The sequence below is a fragment of the Hoyosella subflava DQS3-9A1 genome (assembly GCF_000214175.1).
Classification (GTDB): Bacteria; Actinomycetota; Actinomycetes; order Mycobacteriales; family Mycobacteriaceae; genus Hoyosella; species Hoyosella subflava.
This window is the reverse complement of the sequence record NC_015564.1, coordinates 1,826,750-1,841,886: the sequence shown is the minus strand read 5'-3', so window position 1 is coordinate 1,841,886 and position 15,137 is coordinate 1,826,750. Positions and strand designations below refer to the sequence as shown.

Below are 15,137 nucleotides of genomic sequence, written 5' to 3'. Positions count from 1 at the left end.
CCGATCGGCCGAACTGCAAGACAAGGCACGATAGACAGGTGTCCAACGCACAAGAATGCCAGCCTCAAGCCCCAGACAGGGTGCAAGCGGACGTCGCTGTGCTACTTCCAGGCTCGGGGTCTCGGGCGGATTTTGTCCGGAGAGCCTTCGGACCCGCGCTCGCTGAAGCAGGAATCCCGCTAAGAGCGGTGCAGCCGGACCCACGGCGACTCATTGCATCGTCGCTCGAAGCGCTCAGTCACGCGACTCAGGGCGGCCGTCGCGTGCTCGCTGGGGGCGTGTCCATCGGCGCTGCTGTCGGCGTGCTTTGGGCATCCCAGAATCCGCATAGCGCTGCAGGCGTGGTCGCCGCATTGCCCGCCTGGACCGGTTCTCCCGACGCCGCGCCGGCCGCGCGAAGCGCCCGCCATACTGCCGCGCTGCTCCGAGAGCACGGAATTGACTCCGTAATCAGAGAAATGCGCGCGTCAAGTCCGGACTGGCTGGCAGATGAACTCGAGGCTTCGTGGCGAGATCAGTGGCCCGCGCTTGCCGACGCACTGGACGAGGCGGGCCGGTTTGGCGCTGTGACCGGCGATGTGCTGCGCTCGGTGTCGGTGCCGGTAGGCATCGCCGCGGCTCCGGACGACCCAGTACACCCGTGGGAAGCGGCCACACAGTGGCATGCACAGCTCGCGCGGGCGCATATCACCCCAGTCACTCTCATTGACGCGGGCCGTGACCCAGCGATGCTCGGTCACGGCTGCCTCAACTCACTGCGGGCGCTCGGCGCCCTCTGACGCATTACCCGCGTCCGCTTCGCCCGATTCCGGAGAATCTATCACTGGCGCTGCCTGTTGGGGCGATTGCTGCGGAGATTGCTGGGCTGCGCTAGCTTTGGCCGCCTGCATAGCCTGCTGCTGCTGCATCGCCGCTAGTTGCTGCTGGAGCGCCTTAGGCAGCGTGATTGGCAACGGTGTACGGACAGGGAGCGGCGCGTCACCGCGGGAGACGATGGTGCCCGACAGTACTTCGCGCGCCGTTCTGGCGAGATCACCGTTATGCACGCCTGCCCCCGGGGGTCCTGCGGCTACGAGCCGGATCATCCAGCGTGGCCCATCTACCCCGATGAAACGGATGTCGGCAGACTTCGTTACCCCGGTCACTTCCGGTCCCCACGGGCCAGAGTCGGTCGTCACCTCAGCGCCGTCGCGACGCAACGACTCGCTCAGTTCGCCCGACACCTCCCGCCACATTCCCGACGACCGTGGTGCCGCGTAGGCGGCGACGGTAATCCGGCCGAACTGGGTGGCGAGGTGAATACCCTGCACACCACCGCTTTTAGCCATCTCGACCTGGACCTGCGCACCTGCGGGCAGAGGCAAGGAAAACGCTCCGAGATCGAGGCGCTTCTCACCTGCTGCAGGCTGCTCGACCTCGCCCGAGTCGAATGGACCGTTCGAGCGGTCGGATTCACGACTCCCCGGCACATCGCCTTCGCTTATCCCCGTTTCGGGAGGCGCTTCTGATTCGGGGTTCACTTCTGAGTTTTTGTTGCGACGAAGAAAGCCCACTTCACTTCCCTTCCTGATGCCTCGCGCGCAACCCGGTGAGGCGCACACGCCGCGAGTTATGCATCGGCAGCCAGACTTGCGTGTCCACCACTCGAGCCGTAGCCACCGTCGCCCCGCGCTGTTTCGCCCAGCGACTCGGCTTCCACGAACGCGGGAAGTTCCACCCGCTGCACCACCAGTTGCGCGATCCGATCTCCGCGCCGGACGTGTATGGCCGTGCGGGGATCGTGGTTGATGAGACAAACTTTGATCTCACCCCGGTATCCGGCATCCACAGTACCTGGGGTATTCACGATCGAGAGACCGGTGCGAACGGCGAGACCCGACCGGGGATGAATGAGTCCAACAGTGCCCTCCGGGAGGGCAATGGCAATGCCAGTCCCGACGAGAACACGCTCGCCGGGTTCGATCGTCACGTCAATCGCCGAGAACAGGTCGGCTCCAGCATCGCCTGGGTGAGTTCGCGATGGGAGCGGCAAGCCCGGATCGAGCCGCACTACGGGGATCGCTAGATCAGTCATGTTTTCGGTGCGCACGTTCGGCGAGACTACTCTTATTCTCGTGCCCGAACACGCTTCACAGTCCCCCAAAGAACAAACGCAGGCGGAATTCACCGAGCAGCTGTGGGTCCCTTGGTGGTGGTGGCCCCTAGGACTTGTTGCATCTTCCCTGGTAGCAACCCAGTTTGCGCTAGGCATCAGCGCTCTGCCCGCCTGGCTGCCCTATGTGATCCTCGCGCCTGTCCCGCTCTGGGTGCTGTGGTATCTCTCCCGTACCACGCTGCGGGTTACTCACCACGGGCCAGAAGGTCCCGCGCTGCACGTGGGGGACGCTCACCTCCCCACGAGCGTCATTGCCCGGACCGCGGTGATCCCGCCCTCAGCGAAGCGGGCAGCAATGGGTCGGCAACTGGACCCAGCGGCGTACGTTCAGCACAGGAACTGGGTGCGGCCAATGGTGCTTGTTGTCCTCAACGACCCTGAGGACCCCACGCCCTACTGGCTCGTCAGCACCCGCCGCCCCGAACGTCTCGTTGAGGCAATCGACTCCGCCATCCGCCGCTAATTACTGGCGGGCCGAGCAGCGCGACGCTCGGCGCGCCGACGCACGTCGGTTCGCTCACCTGTTCCTCACGGCGAACTGGTGTGACTCACACCCGTCACTGGCGAAGCCGTCAGATGCAATCCTGGCACACCAGCGGACCGCCCTCACTGCTCGCAAGCCGGCTTCGGTGGAAGACCAGGAAGCACTGCGAGCAGGTGAATTCATCGGCCTGCTTCGGGATCACCCGGACCGAGAGTTCTTCACCGGAGAGGTCTGCCCCAGGAAGTTCGAAAGACTCGGCAGTGTCCGAGTCGTCGATATCGACAGCTGACGATTGAGCCTCACGGCGCGACGTCAGCTCGTCCAGCGAGTCCTCGGACAAGTCGTCCGCTTCGCTGCGCCTCGGCGCGTCGTAATCAGTCGGCATTTACTTTCATCCCCTATCCACGTGCGCTGTTACCAGGCGCTTGTGCCATATTCTCAATAACACGCCGCCGCGACCGGACATTTCCGGCCAGGCCCTCGAGAGGGACTGCTCCGGCAGGCGGGCACAGAGTACGTGTGCGGGTGGGTAACGTACCAGTCGGGCATTTTATGCCCGACCTCAGCGCCCTGTGGTTTGTGACATACCTCTCACATCGCGCGTCGCCGAGAACAACCAGCCGCCAGACAATAGCGAACCTACCCAGAACTCCGACGGCAAACCGACAGGGTGCAACCAAATCGCTATTCTTCTGTTCCCCGTGCACGCTTCCTCCGGGCGCTTTTCTCGAAGGCTGCGGTGGGCCGCACCGCGACTAGCGCAATTTTCCCGGCCTGTCGGCATGCCACAATGCAGCCGGGCGCAGTCTAATGGCTAGACTCCCCCACAACGAACTGCGCTGCAGAGTTGTTCCGCTTAAGGAAGGACCCACCAGACTGTGGTCTCGCTGATCACCGAAGGGCACGCCACCGATCCCCACGGCAAGCCGTACAGGCGCCGACGGCCCCTGCCCATCCTCATCCTTGTAGCTGTGCTGGGCGCCGCGGCAGCGATCGTCTGGATTCAGGTTCTTTCGATTGAGAAAGCGCCCGTCAGCGCGATTGACTGCAATGATCCGCCACCCGGATCGCCGCCCCTCGGAGAACGATTCGCGAGATCTGAGATGGTGAAAGTTCCGCCCGCCCCATTGCCCCAGACTCAGGTGCGGGTCTTCAACGCGAACGGCGAAGCTGGTCAAGCGTCGGCGGTAGCGGCCCAACTCAGCGATCTCGGCTACGAGTCAGCTCCTGACGTCCAGGCTGGGAACGATCCCATTTACACGGATCAGAACCTTCAGTGCCACGGTCAGATCAGGTTCGGACCTGGAGGTCTCGCCGCCGCGAGCACGTTGTGGCTGGCAGCCCCGTGCGTCGAGCTCATCGAGGATGAGAGGGGCGACGCTACGGTCGATCTCGCACTTGGTACCTATTTCCGGAATATCTCCCCGTCACCTGACGCTGAGCTTGCACTCCAACTGCTCCGCGGAGGCGACGGCCCGGAGAAGGAGACCATCGACCTGGCACGTGCAGCACTTTGCTGAACGGGTGCTATAGCGGCTCTAGCGCCCCTTTGTCCTCGAGCAGGCTCAGGAACTCCGTCGCTATGCCCGGAGCCGCAGCAACGGTGACGTGGGACGTCCCGGACTCCGTGGCTGCGGGTACCTTGACCACGGCGCCAGCCTCGGTCGCGATCAGACTCCCCGCGGCCCAGTCCCACGGATTCAGGCTGTGCTCGTAGTGCGCGTCGACCTGACCCGATGCCACCATGCACAAGTCCAGGGCCGCTGACCCGATCCTGCGGATGTCGCGGACCACAGGGAGGATCGAGGCGACAAGTTCACCCTGCCGGCGCCGGTGTTGCGCCGAGTATGAGAAGCCTGTGGCAACGAGGGCGTGGCTCAGGCTGGTTTCTGCGCTGCAACTGAGGGGATCGGCAGCACCGCTGCTTCCCTGCCGACATGTCGCGCCCTGCCCGGTCGCAGCGGAATAAAGCAGGTCCGCCGCGACGTCGACCACTGCGCCCGCAACCGACCGCCCGTCAATCTGCGCGGCGACGGACACCGCATACGCGCGGATGCCGTACATGAAGTTAACTGTTCCATCGATAGGATCGACCACCCAGCGGACGCCGACAGTGTCCTTCGCGTCCCCGCCGCCTTCCTCACCAAGGATCGCGTCGTCGGGACGGTACTTGCGCAGCAGCTCTCGGATGAGCTGTTCCGATTCCGAATCGACGATAGTGACCGGGTCCGTAGGCGTGGATTTCGATTGCACGGCACCGGTGGCGACGCAGCCGCCTGGGGCGCCAAACACTTCCGGCCGACGCCGCCGCACGAACGCGGCAGCTTCCATAGCTACTTCTTCGGCCACAACACGGAGATCGGTTGCGAGGTCGGCGATGTTGCTGTCTTCCGGCACGCGTCCATCGCAGCACATGCACGCCTTCCGCGCCACCGAGGGCGCTAAGGTGACACGAGTACTAGCTGGTGCCAGCCAAACCGCAGCAAGGGGGCGCACTAATGCACACCGAGCCACAGACACCGTCCGCCGACAGCCCGCCACCCCGGCTGGGTCTGGGTGTTGATATCGGCGGCAGCGGCGTCAAAGGTGCCGTCGTGAACCTTGAAACCGGAGTGCTGGCCACTGAGCGTATCCGGATTGACACCCCTCAGCCCGCGACCCCCGGAGCGGTCGCAGCAACTGTGGCGGCGATCGTGAAGGAGTTCGACTGGGACGGGCCCGTTGGCGTCACCGTTCCCGCGGTCGTCAAACATGGCGTGACATACAGCGCCGCAAACATCGACCCCACATGGATAGGTACGGACGCTCGGGCTCTCTTCACAGCAGAACTCGACGGGCGGAAGGTCACTGTCCTTAACGATGCCGATGCGGCGGGACTCGCCGAACAGAAGTTCGGATCTGGCCGTGACGAGAACGGCCTCGTCATCCTGTTGACTTTCGGGACAGGTATCGGTTCAGCGCTGCTCTACAACGGAATTCTGATTCCGAATAGCGAGCTGGGCCATCTGGAAGTCGGCGGAAAAAAAGCGGAGCACCGTGCCGCGGCATCTGTTCGTGAACGCAATGATCTGAGCTGGACGGACTGGGCCGCGGAGGTATCCACCGTGCTCAGCACCTACGATGCGCTCTTCTCCCCGGACCTCTTCATCGCGGGCGGCGGCGTGAGCAAAAAAAGTGACAAGTGGATCCCGCTCCTGACAACGCAAACGCGCATCATCCCAGCCCAGTTGCGTAACACCGCGGGAATCGTGGGCGGGGCCGTTGCCGCATATTCGGATTAATCGGGCTTTTTGGGAGGCTCAACGCCGATCGCTCACTCGTCACTCTCGCAGGATCGTTACAATGGAACGCGGCCTGTTCACTGCGGGCCACTCCGAAGGACTTTCCGCCAGCACGGTTCTCCCGACGAACCTGGCTCAACGCCGCACGACGAAGTCACGAAAGGGCGTACGTGGCATCTACCGAGACCCCGGGCACTGCCGGCTCAGATTCCGACTCTGGGACTGGTGCAGTTACCGCTCCCCAGCGCACTGCAGCCCGCAAGGCCCCCGCTAAGAAGTCGCCAGCGAAGGCCGCCAAGCAGGCGACTGCCGCGAAGACTGCTCCCGAGCAAGCAGCCCAGGAGGAGGCGCTGACCGCTGGCACGGCACCTGCTGCCGAGAACGGCGCAGCGGCTCCCGCTAAGACAGCGCGCCGGGCAGCCAAGAAGACGACACGTTCCGAGGGCGCCACGAAGAAGGCGCCGCGCAAGACTGCGCAAAAAGCTGCACCGTCGGCAACCGAACCCGCATCCGTCGATGCTGATGCCGAGGCAGAAGAAAACGGTCTTCCCGATATCGAACCGGGCGAGGACTTAGCCGACGCGGAGATCGAACTCAGCGATGCGGAACTCGACGCGTCGGACGCCGCGACTGCCGCGCAGGGCCGCCGCCGCCGCAGCCAAGCGCCGGATAAGGACGAGAAAGATCCGTCCGGGGACTTCGTCTGGGACGAGGAGGAGTCGGAAGCCCTGCGCCAGGCGCGCAAGGACGCCGAGCTCACCGCCTCCGCGGACTCCGTTCGTGCTTACCTGAAGCAGATCGGCAAGGTTGCACTTCTCAACGCCGAAGAGGAAGTCGAACTCGCCAAGCGGATCGAAGCTGGCCTCTTCGCGGCAGAGAAAATGCGCCGATTCGCCGAGGCCGGTGAGAAGGTAGCGCCGCCGCTGCGTCAGAACCTCAGCTGGGTGGTGCGGGATGGAAACCGTGCGAAGAACCATCTCCTCGAAGCAAACCTCCGGCTCGTCGTGTCGCTGGCAAAGCGATACACCGGCCGCGGAATGGCCTTCCTCGATCTGATTCAGGAAGGCAACCTGGGCTTGATCCGTGCAGTCGAGAAATTCGACTACACGAAGGGGTACAAATTCTCGACGTACGCCACGTGGTGGATCCGGCAGGCCATCACCCGGGCCATGGCCGATCAGGCTCGCACCATCCGTATACCGGTGCACATGGTCGAGGTCATCAACAAACTGGGCCGCATTCAGCGTGAACTTCTGCAGGATCTGGGTCGCGAGCCCACTCCTGAGGAACTCGCCAAAGAGATGGACATCTCCCCGGAGAAGGTCCTCGAGATTCAGCAGTATGCTCGCGAGCCCATTTCGCTCGATCAGACGATTGGCGACGAAGGGGACAGCCAGCTCGGCGACTTCATCGAAGATAGTGAAGCCGTCGTCGCTGTCGACGCCGTGAGCTTCACATTGTTGCAGGATCAGTTGCAGTCGGTGCTTGAAACCCTTTCTGAGCGCGAAGCCGGTGTGGTGCGGTTGCGATTCGGCTTGACAGACGGCCAGCCCCGCACACTGGACGAAATTGGGCAGGTGTACGGGGTGACCCGTGAGCGCATCCGGCAGATCGAGTCAAAGACCATGTCGAAGCTGCGTCACCCTAGCCGCAGCCAGGTGTTGCGGGACTACCTCGACTGATTTCCTGGTTAACGCCCGGACAACCATTAGTTGTCCGGGCGTTTACTGTTGGATAAACCACATCCGGGCATGATGCGGGAACAAGATGGTCGCCCCGTTCGTATATTCGGGTAAGGGATGCGGGTTATGGCCCTGAGCCACGGACTGACCGCGTGTCCACACACAGGGAGCCTCCGGGCACCGGAATGGAGGAGACATGACCGCAACAGCGACCACCGTCCGGCTAACTGCGACTGATCGCTGCGACCGGTGCAGCGCCCGTGCCCGGGTAATGGCGACACTCCCGTCGGGCGGCGAACTCCTCTTCTGCAACCATCACGCGAATGAGTTCCAGCCAAAGCTCACGGAACTTGAAGCCATCGTCGCGGTAGCAGCAGACGACGACTAGAGGTCCCAACCGCCAGAAACGTTCACAGTGGAGCCCCGATCGGGGCTCCACTTTTTTCTTCCTGAACTGGCTACCAGTTGCGTAGCAGCGCGATCCGGTCACGGATCTGCTCTGCAGTCGCCATAGCCGTGGGCGGGCCCCCACATGTCCTGCGCAGCTCACCGTGGATCGTGCCATGCGTTTTGCCCGTACGGTGGTGATGCAGTGCAACCAGCGTGTTCAGTTCCCGCCGCAGGTGCGCGAGCTGCTCGGCGGTCGACTCGCTTCGCTCCGGCACGGGCCCGGCAGCATCCGGCTCTCGCACTGGCGCAGTTTCCTGGGCCCGCTTCTTGATCTGACCGCTCTGACGCTGCTGCAGCAGCGCGCGCATCTGGTCAGCGTCGAGCAGACCGGGCAACCCTAGATAGTCGGCCTCTTCATCACTGCCCGCAAACGTCGCGGTGCCGAACGACGAACCGTCGTAGATCACCTGATCTAGTTCGGCTTGTGCCCCGAGTGACGTGAAGGCTTTTTCGTCTTCCCCTGGTTCATCCTTCTGCTGGTTGGCCTGCGCAAGGAGTTCGTCATCAAAGCCCTCTTTATCGCGGTGGGGCTTGCCGAGCACATGGTCACGCTGAGCCTCGAGCTTGCTCGCCAGATCGAGAAGGACCGGCACTGATGGCAGGAAGACGCTCGCCGTCTCCCCTGGTGTCCGGAGCCTCACAAAGCGTCCGATGGCCTGCGCGAAGTACAGCGGCGTCGAAGCGCTCGTGGCGTATACCCCGACAGCGAGTCGGGGGACGTCAACGCCCTCCGACACCATGCGGACCGCGACCATCCACATGTCGCCGCTCGCGTTGAACTCAGCGATGCGGCCTGACGATGCAGGGTCGTCCGACAGGACGAGGACAGGCTTCTCCCCTGTGATCTCCTCAAGTGCCTGCGCATACGCACGGGCCATTGTTTGGTCGGACGCGATGACCAGTCCACCTGCGTCCGCCATGCCGCGTGCGCGTAACTGACCGAGCCGAGTGTGCGCCGCAGAGAGTACGGAGGGGATCCAGTCTCCGTTCGGGTCGAGGGCGGTGCGCCACGCCCGGGCGGTTTGTTCCGCATTAAGCGGCTCCCCGAGTCGCGCGGCGAACTCCTCGCCCGCGTTGTTTCGCCACCGGGCTTCACCCGAGTAGGCGAGAAACACCACTGGGCGCACCACGCCATCGCCGAGAGCGTCTGAGTACCCGTAGGTGTGGTCTGCCTTGGATCGCGAGAGACCACCGCCCTCCGGTTCATAGGTAACGAAAGGGATGGGACTGTCGTCGCTGCGAAACGGTGTTCCGGTGAGCGCAAGGCGCCGCGTCGCATCCGAGAAGGCCTCATGCATGGCCTCACCCCAGCTTTTCGCGTCGCCCGCGTGGTGAATCTCATCGAGGATCACAAGCGTCTTGCGGTTTTCGGTGCGGACGCGATGCTTGAACGGGTGCGACGCGACCTGCGCATAGGTAACAGCGACACCGTGGTAGTCGCGCGAGGTCTGCCCGGTCGAGTTGCTGAACCGCGAATCGATCGAGATTCCGAGCCTGTGCGCGGCATCTGCCCACTGATGCTTCAGATGCTCGGTGGGCGCGACGATCGTGATCTGGTCAACGGTGCGGTCCTCGAGCAGTTCAGCGGCGACGCGCAGGGCGAAGGTCGTCTTACCCGCACCAGGCGTTGCCACGGCCAGGAAATCCCGGGGCTTGGTTGCCAGGTACTTCGTCAGAGCGCGCCGCTGCCAGGCACGCAGCGTCACCACTGACGCCCTGACGCCGGACTGCACCGTTTCCGCCTGCACACACACTCCTTGTCAGCTCACACTTTCGCCGCAGACTCTGCGCGGCAGTCACGTTGCACGCTAGCCGCAGCGCCGCACACAGAACGAACATGGTCTCATCACGTGGGCACCACCACACTGGCGCAGTGGGCGGGACGCTAGCGCGACCCATATTATTTCACCGGACCGCCTATCCTCCGCCGCAGACACGACAGACCGCTTCCCCGCTCTGCTCCGGCCCGTCGAGCATCCTAGAGAGGCCATGAGCGAACAAGAAACGCCAACACGCGGTGACGGCCCCGCCCGGGCCCACCGCTGGCACCCGATACGCCGCACCGGTCAGGTGATCGGGCGTACCACGGTGAAGGCATGGGACGACTCGATCTTTTCCCACTCCGCCACCGCTGCTTTCTGGCAGGTGCTATCGCTGCCGCCCCTCTTCCTCGGGGTGCTCGGGATGCTTGGGTATGTCGGCGACTGGTTCGGCCCGAACACAATCGATATCATCGAGGGCAAGATCATCACCTTCAGTGGCGCCGTGTTCAATGAGAGCGTCGTTGACCAGATCATCCAGCCCACCGTCAACGATGTGCTCGTCCGCGGCCGCCTCGAGTTCGTGTCCGTGGGCTTCGTGCTGTCGCTGTGGGCGGGTTCCTCAGCGATTTCCGCATTCGTCGACGCAATCGTGGAGGCGCACGGCCAGAACGAGCATCGCCATCCGGTGTGGCAGCGCCTTTTCGCGCTGCTCCTCTACGTCGTGTTTCTATTCCTCGCGGTCTTCACCATGCCACTCGTTGCGCTCGGACCTGCGCTGATCATGGACCTCATTCCTGATTCGTGGGATCACCTGGGTTCGGAGATGGTGCGCACGTTCTACTACCCGGCGGTTGCGGTTCTGCTGCTGTTTGGCCTGACCACGCTCTATAAGGTCGCGCTGCCCCGCAGCTTGCCGTGGCACAGGCTCCTTGCGGGCGCGGTCCTCGCCGGTGTGGTCTTCTACGCGGCGAGTACCGGCCTGCGCGTATACCTCGGAGCGATCACACGAACCGGTTACACGTATGGCGCACTGGCAACGCCAATCGCGTTCCTGCTTTTCGCGTTCTTCCTTGGCTTTGCCATCATGCTGGGCGCGGAGTTCAATGCGACGATCCAGGAGATCTGGCCGGCACGCGCGACACGAATCGAACAGGTGAGGCGGTGGCTCGCGAACCAGGCGCAGGCAGCATCGGAGCGTCCCGACGAACAACGGCCCGTCACGTCTCAGTTGCTGCGGCTCGCGTCCGGGTCGATCAGAGTGGTCACCGATCAGCCGGCCAGCGAGCTGCGCAGCCACCATGGCAGGCACGAGGCTGATCCGGCTGAGGACGACGAAGTGGTCGAACAGCTCAAAAAACCCTAGGGCGTTCCCGCATGGAGCGCCCCGCCGAGGCAAGCGCGCCTCGCCCACCTCTGAGCGACAATCTATCCGGGAATCGCGATTGTCGCTCAGAGGTGGGCGAAGCAGAACTCGAGCCAGGTGGTCCAGCTATTGCGAGCGCATACGCTCATAGATCTTTTTGCACTCCGGGCACACAGGCGATCCAGGTTTGGCTGACCGGGTGACGGGGAATACTTCTCCGCATAACGCCACGACGTAGTTACCTGTCACGGCACTTTCTGTAATCTTGTCCTTACGCACGTAGTGGAAGAACTTGGGTACATCGTCGCCGGTTGTCTCATCGGTCCGCGTATCGGGACGTTCCTTCGTTTCGGTGCTCACATTCCTAATAATGCCGTACTCGGATTCGAGGCCGAAGTGGCTTCGTTCTCACCGGAGTGGGAGAGTAGAAGCATGACGAATCATCCGCGCAGTTCCCAGGGCGGATTCTTCACCGGGGACGAATCCACGGCGAAGGCATTTGGCAAGCCTTCCAAGCCGTTGCTGATCACGGGCGCAACAGAGTCGTTCGAACAGCAGCACCGGGCCAGAGTGCGGAAGTACACGATTCTCATGTCGTTCCGCATCCCCGCATTGATACTTGCGGCGATCGCCTACTCGGTCACGGGCACTGGCTGGGTTCCCCTGCTTATCATTGCGCTGTCGATCCCTCTTCCATGGGTTGCTGTCCTCGTCGCCAACGACCGTCCGCCCCGGCGGAAAGGTGAACCAGACCGCTACGACGCGCGCAGGCGCGCCATCAAAGAGGAGCAGCGCGCGATCGAACAGCAAAAGCACGAGACAATCGACGGGTGACGCACGAAAACACCACTGCGGTCTGGACCACGCTGCGCGAAGTCTTTGAGAGCATCAGTTTTACTGCCGACGGCGTGATCGAGGTTCTAGGCGACTCCGGACTCGCTGCGCTCGACCGGGGTGAGCCTGGAGCAGTCCGCCGATACTGCCGTGATGCCGGGCAACTCGGGTTGCTCATCAGGTACTTCATGCTCGGCGATCCGCTGCCTGCAGACGATGTCATACACGCCCTCGCCCCTCTTAGTGCGCGTGAGCTTATTCGTGCGGGCCTCTTCGCGCCGAATGAGGCAGGGGTTGCGGAATCACCAATCGATATCCGTCCACTCGACACCGGCAGCGGTACGCGTTGGATAGTTTCGGACTTCGACGCGTCGATGAGCGACCGTGAACTCAGTACGGATCACGTACTCGGCGTCGGTGCAGCTTCCCTGTCGCTCCTGAGGGCAACCCCGGTGGGGCCCGCAGAGCGAGTCCTAGATCTGGGAACTGGCTGCGGGATTCAGGCAGTCCACGCCGCAACCTACGCGGGCTCGATCACTGCCACAGACATCAGTGCCCGCTCGCTCCGTCTCGCTGAAGCAACCTTCGCGCTCAACAACATCGATGTCGACGTGCGCGCTGGCTCGTGGTTCGAACCCGTCGAGGGTGAGCTCTTCGATCAGATCGTCGCGAATCCGCCCTTCGTAGTCAGCGGACCGTCCGTGGAACTCACCTACCGTGATTCGGGTCTGGAACTCGACGGTGCGAGCGCTTTGGTGGTCCAGAAGAGCGTCGAACATCTGCGGCCTGGCGGCACTGCCGCTCTGCTCGCATCCTGGGTGCATCAAGAGGGGGCCGATTGGCGTGCCCGTGTCGCGTCGTGGTTGCCCGACGAGGGTGTCGACGCTTGGTTCGTCCAGCGAGACATCGCCGACAAGGATCTCTATGTGTCCACCTGGCTTCGTGACACCGACGTTGACTTGCGCACTCCAGCAGGGATCGCTCGCCAGGAACAGTGGCTCACACATCTCGACCACGCAGGGGTCGATGCGATCGGTTTCGGGTTCGTCTTTCTGCGTCGCACCGACGCACCTTCCGACATTCTTTGCGAGGACCTACGCCACTCGTTCGACGACCCTCTCGGCGATGAAGCGTCTCAATACCTGCAGCGCGTCGCATGGTTGCGGACACATGACCTACTGACCGAACGCCTGGTCCTGAATCCCAACAGCGCGCTGGAACGAGTGTCGGTGCCCGGCGCAGACGGCTGGGATTCAGTGGTGACGCGCATTCACCGCACAGAAGGGCCACGCTGGCAGCACGAGATAGACGATCTCGGCGTGATGCTGCTCGGGGGTCTGCGCGGCGTTGAGGGCCTGCCCTTCGGCGACGTGCTCGAACTGCTCGCGGCGACGACTGATGAGGCTTCGGAGGAGATGGTGGCCAGCGGCCTCGCGCTCGCGGAGGCGCTAATCCGGCACGGCATCGTCCTCCCTGCAGAAATCTTCTCCAACCGAGGTGGAGCAGCGTGATCGCCGTGATCTCTCGTGTCACTCGAGCGTCTGTCACCGTGGCCGGCGACGTCGTCGGTGAAATTCAGTCACCTGGTTTGCTCGTGCTCCTCGGTGTGGCACGCGACGACGGGCCGACGCAGGTGTCGATCATGGCGCGCAAGATCGCCGAACTGCGAATCCTCCGCGACGAGAAATGCGCGCTGGACATCGGGGCACCGGTATTACTGGTGAGCCAGTTCACGCTCCTGGGAAATACGAAGAAGGGCCGCCGTCCATCCTGGATCGCCGCCGCAGCACCGGACGAAGCTTCGCAGCGTTACAGCGAAGTCTCCCAGGCGCTGCATGCACAGGGGCTGAAGGTCGAGCACGGGGCGTTCGGGGCGGACATGGCGGTCGAGTCTGTCAATGACGGGCCGTTCACCGTACTCGTGCACACCTGAGGCGCAGTCAGCTCCGCAACTAGCCAGTAACTTTGGTTCCGCAGAGGACGCCATTCTCAGCAACTTCTCAGTTCCGAGGAAGATCAACGCAGGTCAGCGTCACCGCACACGAGAGTACCCGGGAACTTTTTCCGGGGTTCCGACCGTTGTTGTTATGTACGACAATCGATGAGGAGGCACGCAATGACCAGCCCCGCGACCACTCGCCGCAGGAATGGAGCTACGGATCTCACCGCAGCTGAGCTTGATTCGCAAAGCCCCGCCGCTGACCTTGTTCGTGTCTATCTCAATGGTATCGGGCGCACAGCACTCCTGACGGCTGCGGACGAAGTGGAGCTGGCGAAGCGCATCGAAGCAGGCCTCTACGCGACGCATATCCTGCAGACCGCACCGAAGCTGACTCCTGCGAAGAAGCGGGATCTCGCCTATATCGTCCGTGACGGGCAGAAGGCTCGCAGCCATCTGCTCGAAGCGAACCTCCGTCTCGTCGTCTCACTAGCGAAGCGTTACACCGGGCGTGGTATGCCGTTGCTGGATCTCATCCAGGAGGGCAACCTCGGGCTTATTCGCGCGATGGAGAAGTTCGATTACGCGAAGGGCTTCAAGTTCTCGACCTATGCGACGTGGTGGATCCGGCAGGCCATCACCCGCGGCATGGCCGATCAGAGTCGCACCATCCGGCTCCCAGTACACCTTGTCGAGCAGGTCAACAAACTCGCTCGCATCAAGCGTGAGCTGCATCAGCAACTCGGCCGCGAAGCGACAGAAGCAGAACTGGCGCGTGAATCCGGCATCCCACAGGAGAAGATCCAGGATCTCCTCGACCACAGCCGCGACCCGGTAAGTCTCGATATGCCCGTCGGAAATGACGAAGAGGCTCCGCTTGGCGACTTCATCGAAGACTCCGATGCGACTGACGCAGAGACCGCAGTGATCACACGACTGCTGCACAGCGACATCCGAACGGTCCTCTCCACCCTCGATGAGCGGGAGCGCCAGGTCATCACCTTCCGCTATGGGCTCGAGGACGGCCAGCCTCGCACACTCGATCAAATCGGCCGGATCTTTGGACTTTCGCGCGAGCGGGTCCGTCAGATCGAACGCGAGGTCATGACGAAGCTGCGCCAGGGTGATCGCGCGGAGAAGCTGCGCGGTTACGCGTCATAACCACCTGTTCACGGCGCGGGACAGA

General features: G+C 63.1%; 17 protein-coding genes. 11 read left to right on the top strand and 6 right to left on the bottom strand.

Translation table 11 applies throughout. The annotated features are described in order from the left end of the window. Window positions 1-38: 38 nt before the first annotated feature. Entirely contained in the window at window positions 39-779 is a 741-nt protein-coding gene (locus AS9A_RS08540) for an alpha/beta fold hydrolase (protein WP_237707892.1), read from the top strand. Here the strand turns inward: AS9A_RS08540 and AS9A_RS08535 are convergent. Together AS9A_RS08535 and dut are read right to left on the bottom strand one after the other, a co-directional pair. After that, entirely contained in the window at window positions 753-1,553 is an 801-nt protein-coding gene (locus AS9A_RS08535; RefSeq protein WP_013806569.1) for a DUF3710 domain-containing protein, read from the bottom strand. The two genes, AS9A_RS08540 and AS9A_RS08535, sit on opposite strands and share 27 nt — an antisense overlap. 56 nt (window positions 1,554-1,609) lie before the next feature. After that, complete coding sequence (gene dut, locus AS9A_RS08530) at window positions 1,610-2,074, bottom strand: dUTP diphosphatase (protein ID WP_013806568.1); 465 nt, start codon at window positions 2,072-2,074, stop codon at window positions 1,610-1,612. Here dut and AS9A_RS08525 point away from each other — a divergent pair. Beyond that, entirely contained in the window at window positions 2,073-2,618 is a 546-nt protein-coding gene (locus AS9A_RS08525; protein ID WP_013806567.1) for a DUF3093 domain-containing protein, read from the top strand. The genes dut and AS9A_RS08525 overlap by 2 nt on opposite strands. Before the next feature lie 109 nt (window positions 2,619-2,727). Here AS9A_RS08525 and AS9A_RS08520 read toward each other — a convergent pair whose 3' ends face one another. Next, entirely contained in the window at window positions 2,728-3,024 is a 297-nt protein-coding gene (locus AS9A_RS08520) for a DUF4193 domain-containing protein (protein WP_013806566.1), read from the bottom strand. Between the two features lie 493 nt (window positions 3,025-3,517). Between AS9A_RS08520 and cei the strand changes: the two genes are divergently transcribed. Next, window positions 3,518-4,159 carry an envelope integrity protein Cei gene (gene cei, locus AS9A_RS08515; protein ID WP_013806565.1) on the top strand — a complete coding sequence of 214 codons (642 nt, stop codon included), beginning with the start codon at window positions 3,518-3,520 and terminating at the stop codon, window positions 4,157-4,159. Between the two features lie 7 nt (window positions 4,160-4,166). Here the strand turns inward: cei and AS9A_RS08510 are convergent, their stop codons facing one another. Next, window positions 4,167-5,054 carry an inositol monophosphatase family protein gene (locus AS9A_RS08510; protein ID WP_013806564.1) on the bottom strand — a complete coding sequence of 296 codons (888 nt, stop codon included), beginning with the start codon at window positions 5,052-5,054 and terminating at the stop codon, window positions 4,167-4,169. Between the two features lie 83 nt (window positions 5,055-5,137). On the opposite strand from AS9A_RS08510, the gene ppgK reads away from it, so the two are divergent. From ppgK to AS9A_RS08495, 3 genes are all read left to right on the top strand, one after another. After that, window positions 5,138-5,920: a polyphosphate--glucose phosphotransferase gene (gene ppgK, locus AS9A_RS08505; RefSeq protein ID WP_013806563.1), complete on the top strand. Its 783-nt coding sequence runs from the start codon at window positions 5,138-5,140 to the stop codon at window positions 5,918-5,920. Window positions 5,921-6,090: 170 nt separating this feature from the next. Beyond that, a complete protein-coding gene (locus tag AS9A_RS08500; protein ID WP_013806562.1) occupies window positions 6,091-7,602 on the top strand; it encodes an RNA polymerase sigma factor in 1,512 nt (503 codons plus the stop codon). A gap of 196 nt (window positions 7,603-7,798) precedes the next feature. Then, window positions 7,799-7,990, top strand: coding sequence for a DUF7455 domain-containing protein (locus AS9A_RS08495; protein WP_041450962.1), 192 nt, complete (start codon window positions 7,799-7,801; stop codon window positions 7,988-7,990). A gap of 70 nt (window positions 7,991-8,060) precedes the next feature. Here the strand turns inward: AS9A_RS08495 and AS9A_RS08490 are convergent, their stop codons facing one another. Next, window positions 8,061-9,800 carry a DEAD/DEAH box helicase gene (locus AS9A_RS08490; protein ID WP_013806560.1) on the bottom strand — a complete coding sequence of 580 codons (1,740 nt, stop codon included), beginning with the start codon at window positions 9,798-9,800 and terminating at the stop codon, window positions 8,061-8,063. A 241-nt stretch (window positions 9,801-10,041) separates the two neighbouring features. Here AS9A_RS08490 and AS9A_RS08485 point away from each other — a divergent pair, with 241 nt between their 5' ends. Next, window positions 10,042-11,178, top strand: a complete 1,137-nt coding sequence (locus tag AS9A_RS08485; RefSeq protein ID WP_013806559.1) for a YihY/virulence factor BrkB family protein — start codon at window positions 10,042-10,044, stop codon at window positions 11,176-11,178. 126 nt (window positions 11,179-11,304) lie between these two features. Here AS9A_RS08485 and AS9A_RS23235 read toward each other — a convergent pair whose 3' ends face one another. Further along, window positions 11,305-11,538 carry a DUF3039 domain-containing protein gene (locus AS9A_RS23235; RefSeq protein WP_013806558.1) on the bottom strand — a complete coding sequence of 78 codons (234 nt, stop codon included), beginning with the start codon at window positions 11,536-11,538 and terminating at the stop codon, window positions 11,305-11,307. Between the two features lie 72 nt (window positions 11,539-11,610). Here AS9A_RS23235 and AS9A_RS08480 point away from each other — a divergent pair, with 72 nt between their 5' ends. The 4 genes from AS9A_RS08480 to AS9A_RS08465 all read left to right on the top strand — a co-directional run bounded on the left by AS9A_RS08480 (window position 11,611) and on the right by AS9A_RS08465 (window position 15,112). Beyond that, window positions 11,611-12,012 (top strand): DUF3099 domain-containing protein, encoded by a 402-nt coding sequence (locus tag AS9A_RS08480; protein WP_013806557.1) that lies wholly within the window; start codon window positions 11,611-11,613, stop codon window positions 12,010-12,012. After that, window positions 12,009-13,523 (top strand): N5-glutamine methyltransferase family protein, encoded by a 1,515-nt coding sequence (locus tag AS9A_RS08475; RefSeq protein ID WP_013806556.1) that lies wholly within the window; start codon window positions 12,009-12,011, stop codon window positions 13,521-13,523. The genes AS9A_RS08480 and AS9A_RS08475 overlap by 4 nt, the downstream gene beginning before the upstream one ends. Further along, window positions 13,520-13,945 carry a D-aminoacyl-tRNA deacylase gene (gene dtd, locus AS9A_RS08470; protein ID WP_013806555.1) on the top strand — a complete coding sequence of 142 codons (426 nt, stop codon included), beginning with the start codon at window positions 13,520-13,522 and terminating at the stop codon, window positions 13,943-13,945. The genes AS9A_RS08475 and dtd overlap by 4 nt, the downstream gene beginning before the upstream one ends. Window positions 13,946-14,128: 183 nt before the next feature. Next, window positions 14,129-15,112 carry a sigma-70 family RNA polymerase sigma factor gene (locus AS9A_RS08465; RefSeq protein WP_013806554.1) on the top strand — a complete coding sequence of 328 codons (984 nt, stop codon included), beginning with the start codon at window positions 14,129-14,131 and terminating at the stop codon, window positions 15,110-15,112. Window positions 15,113-15,137: the final 25 nt, after the last annotated feature.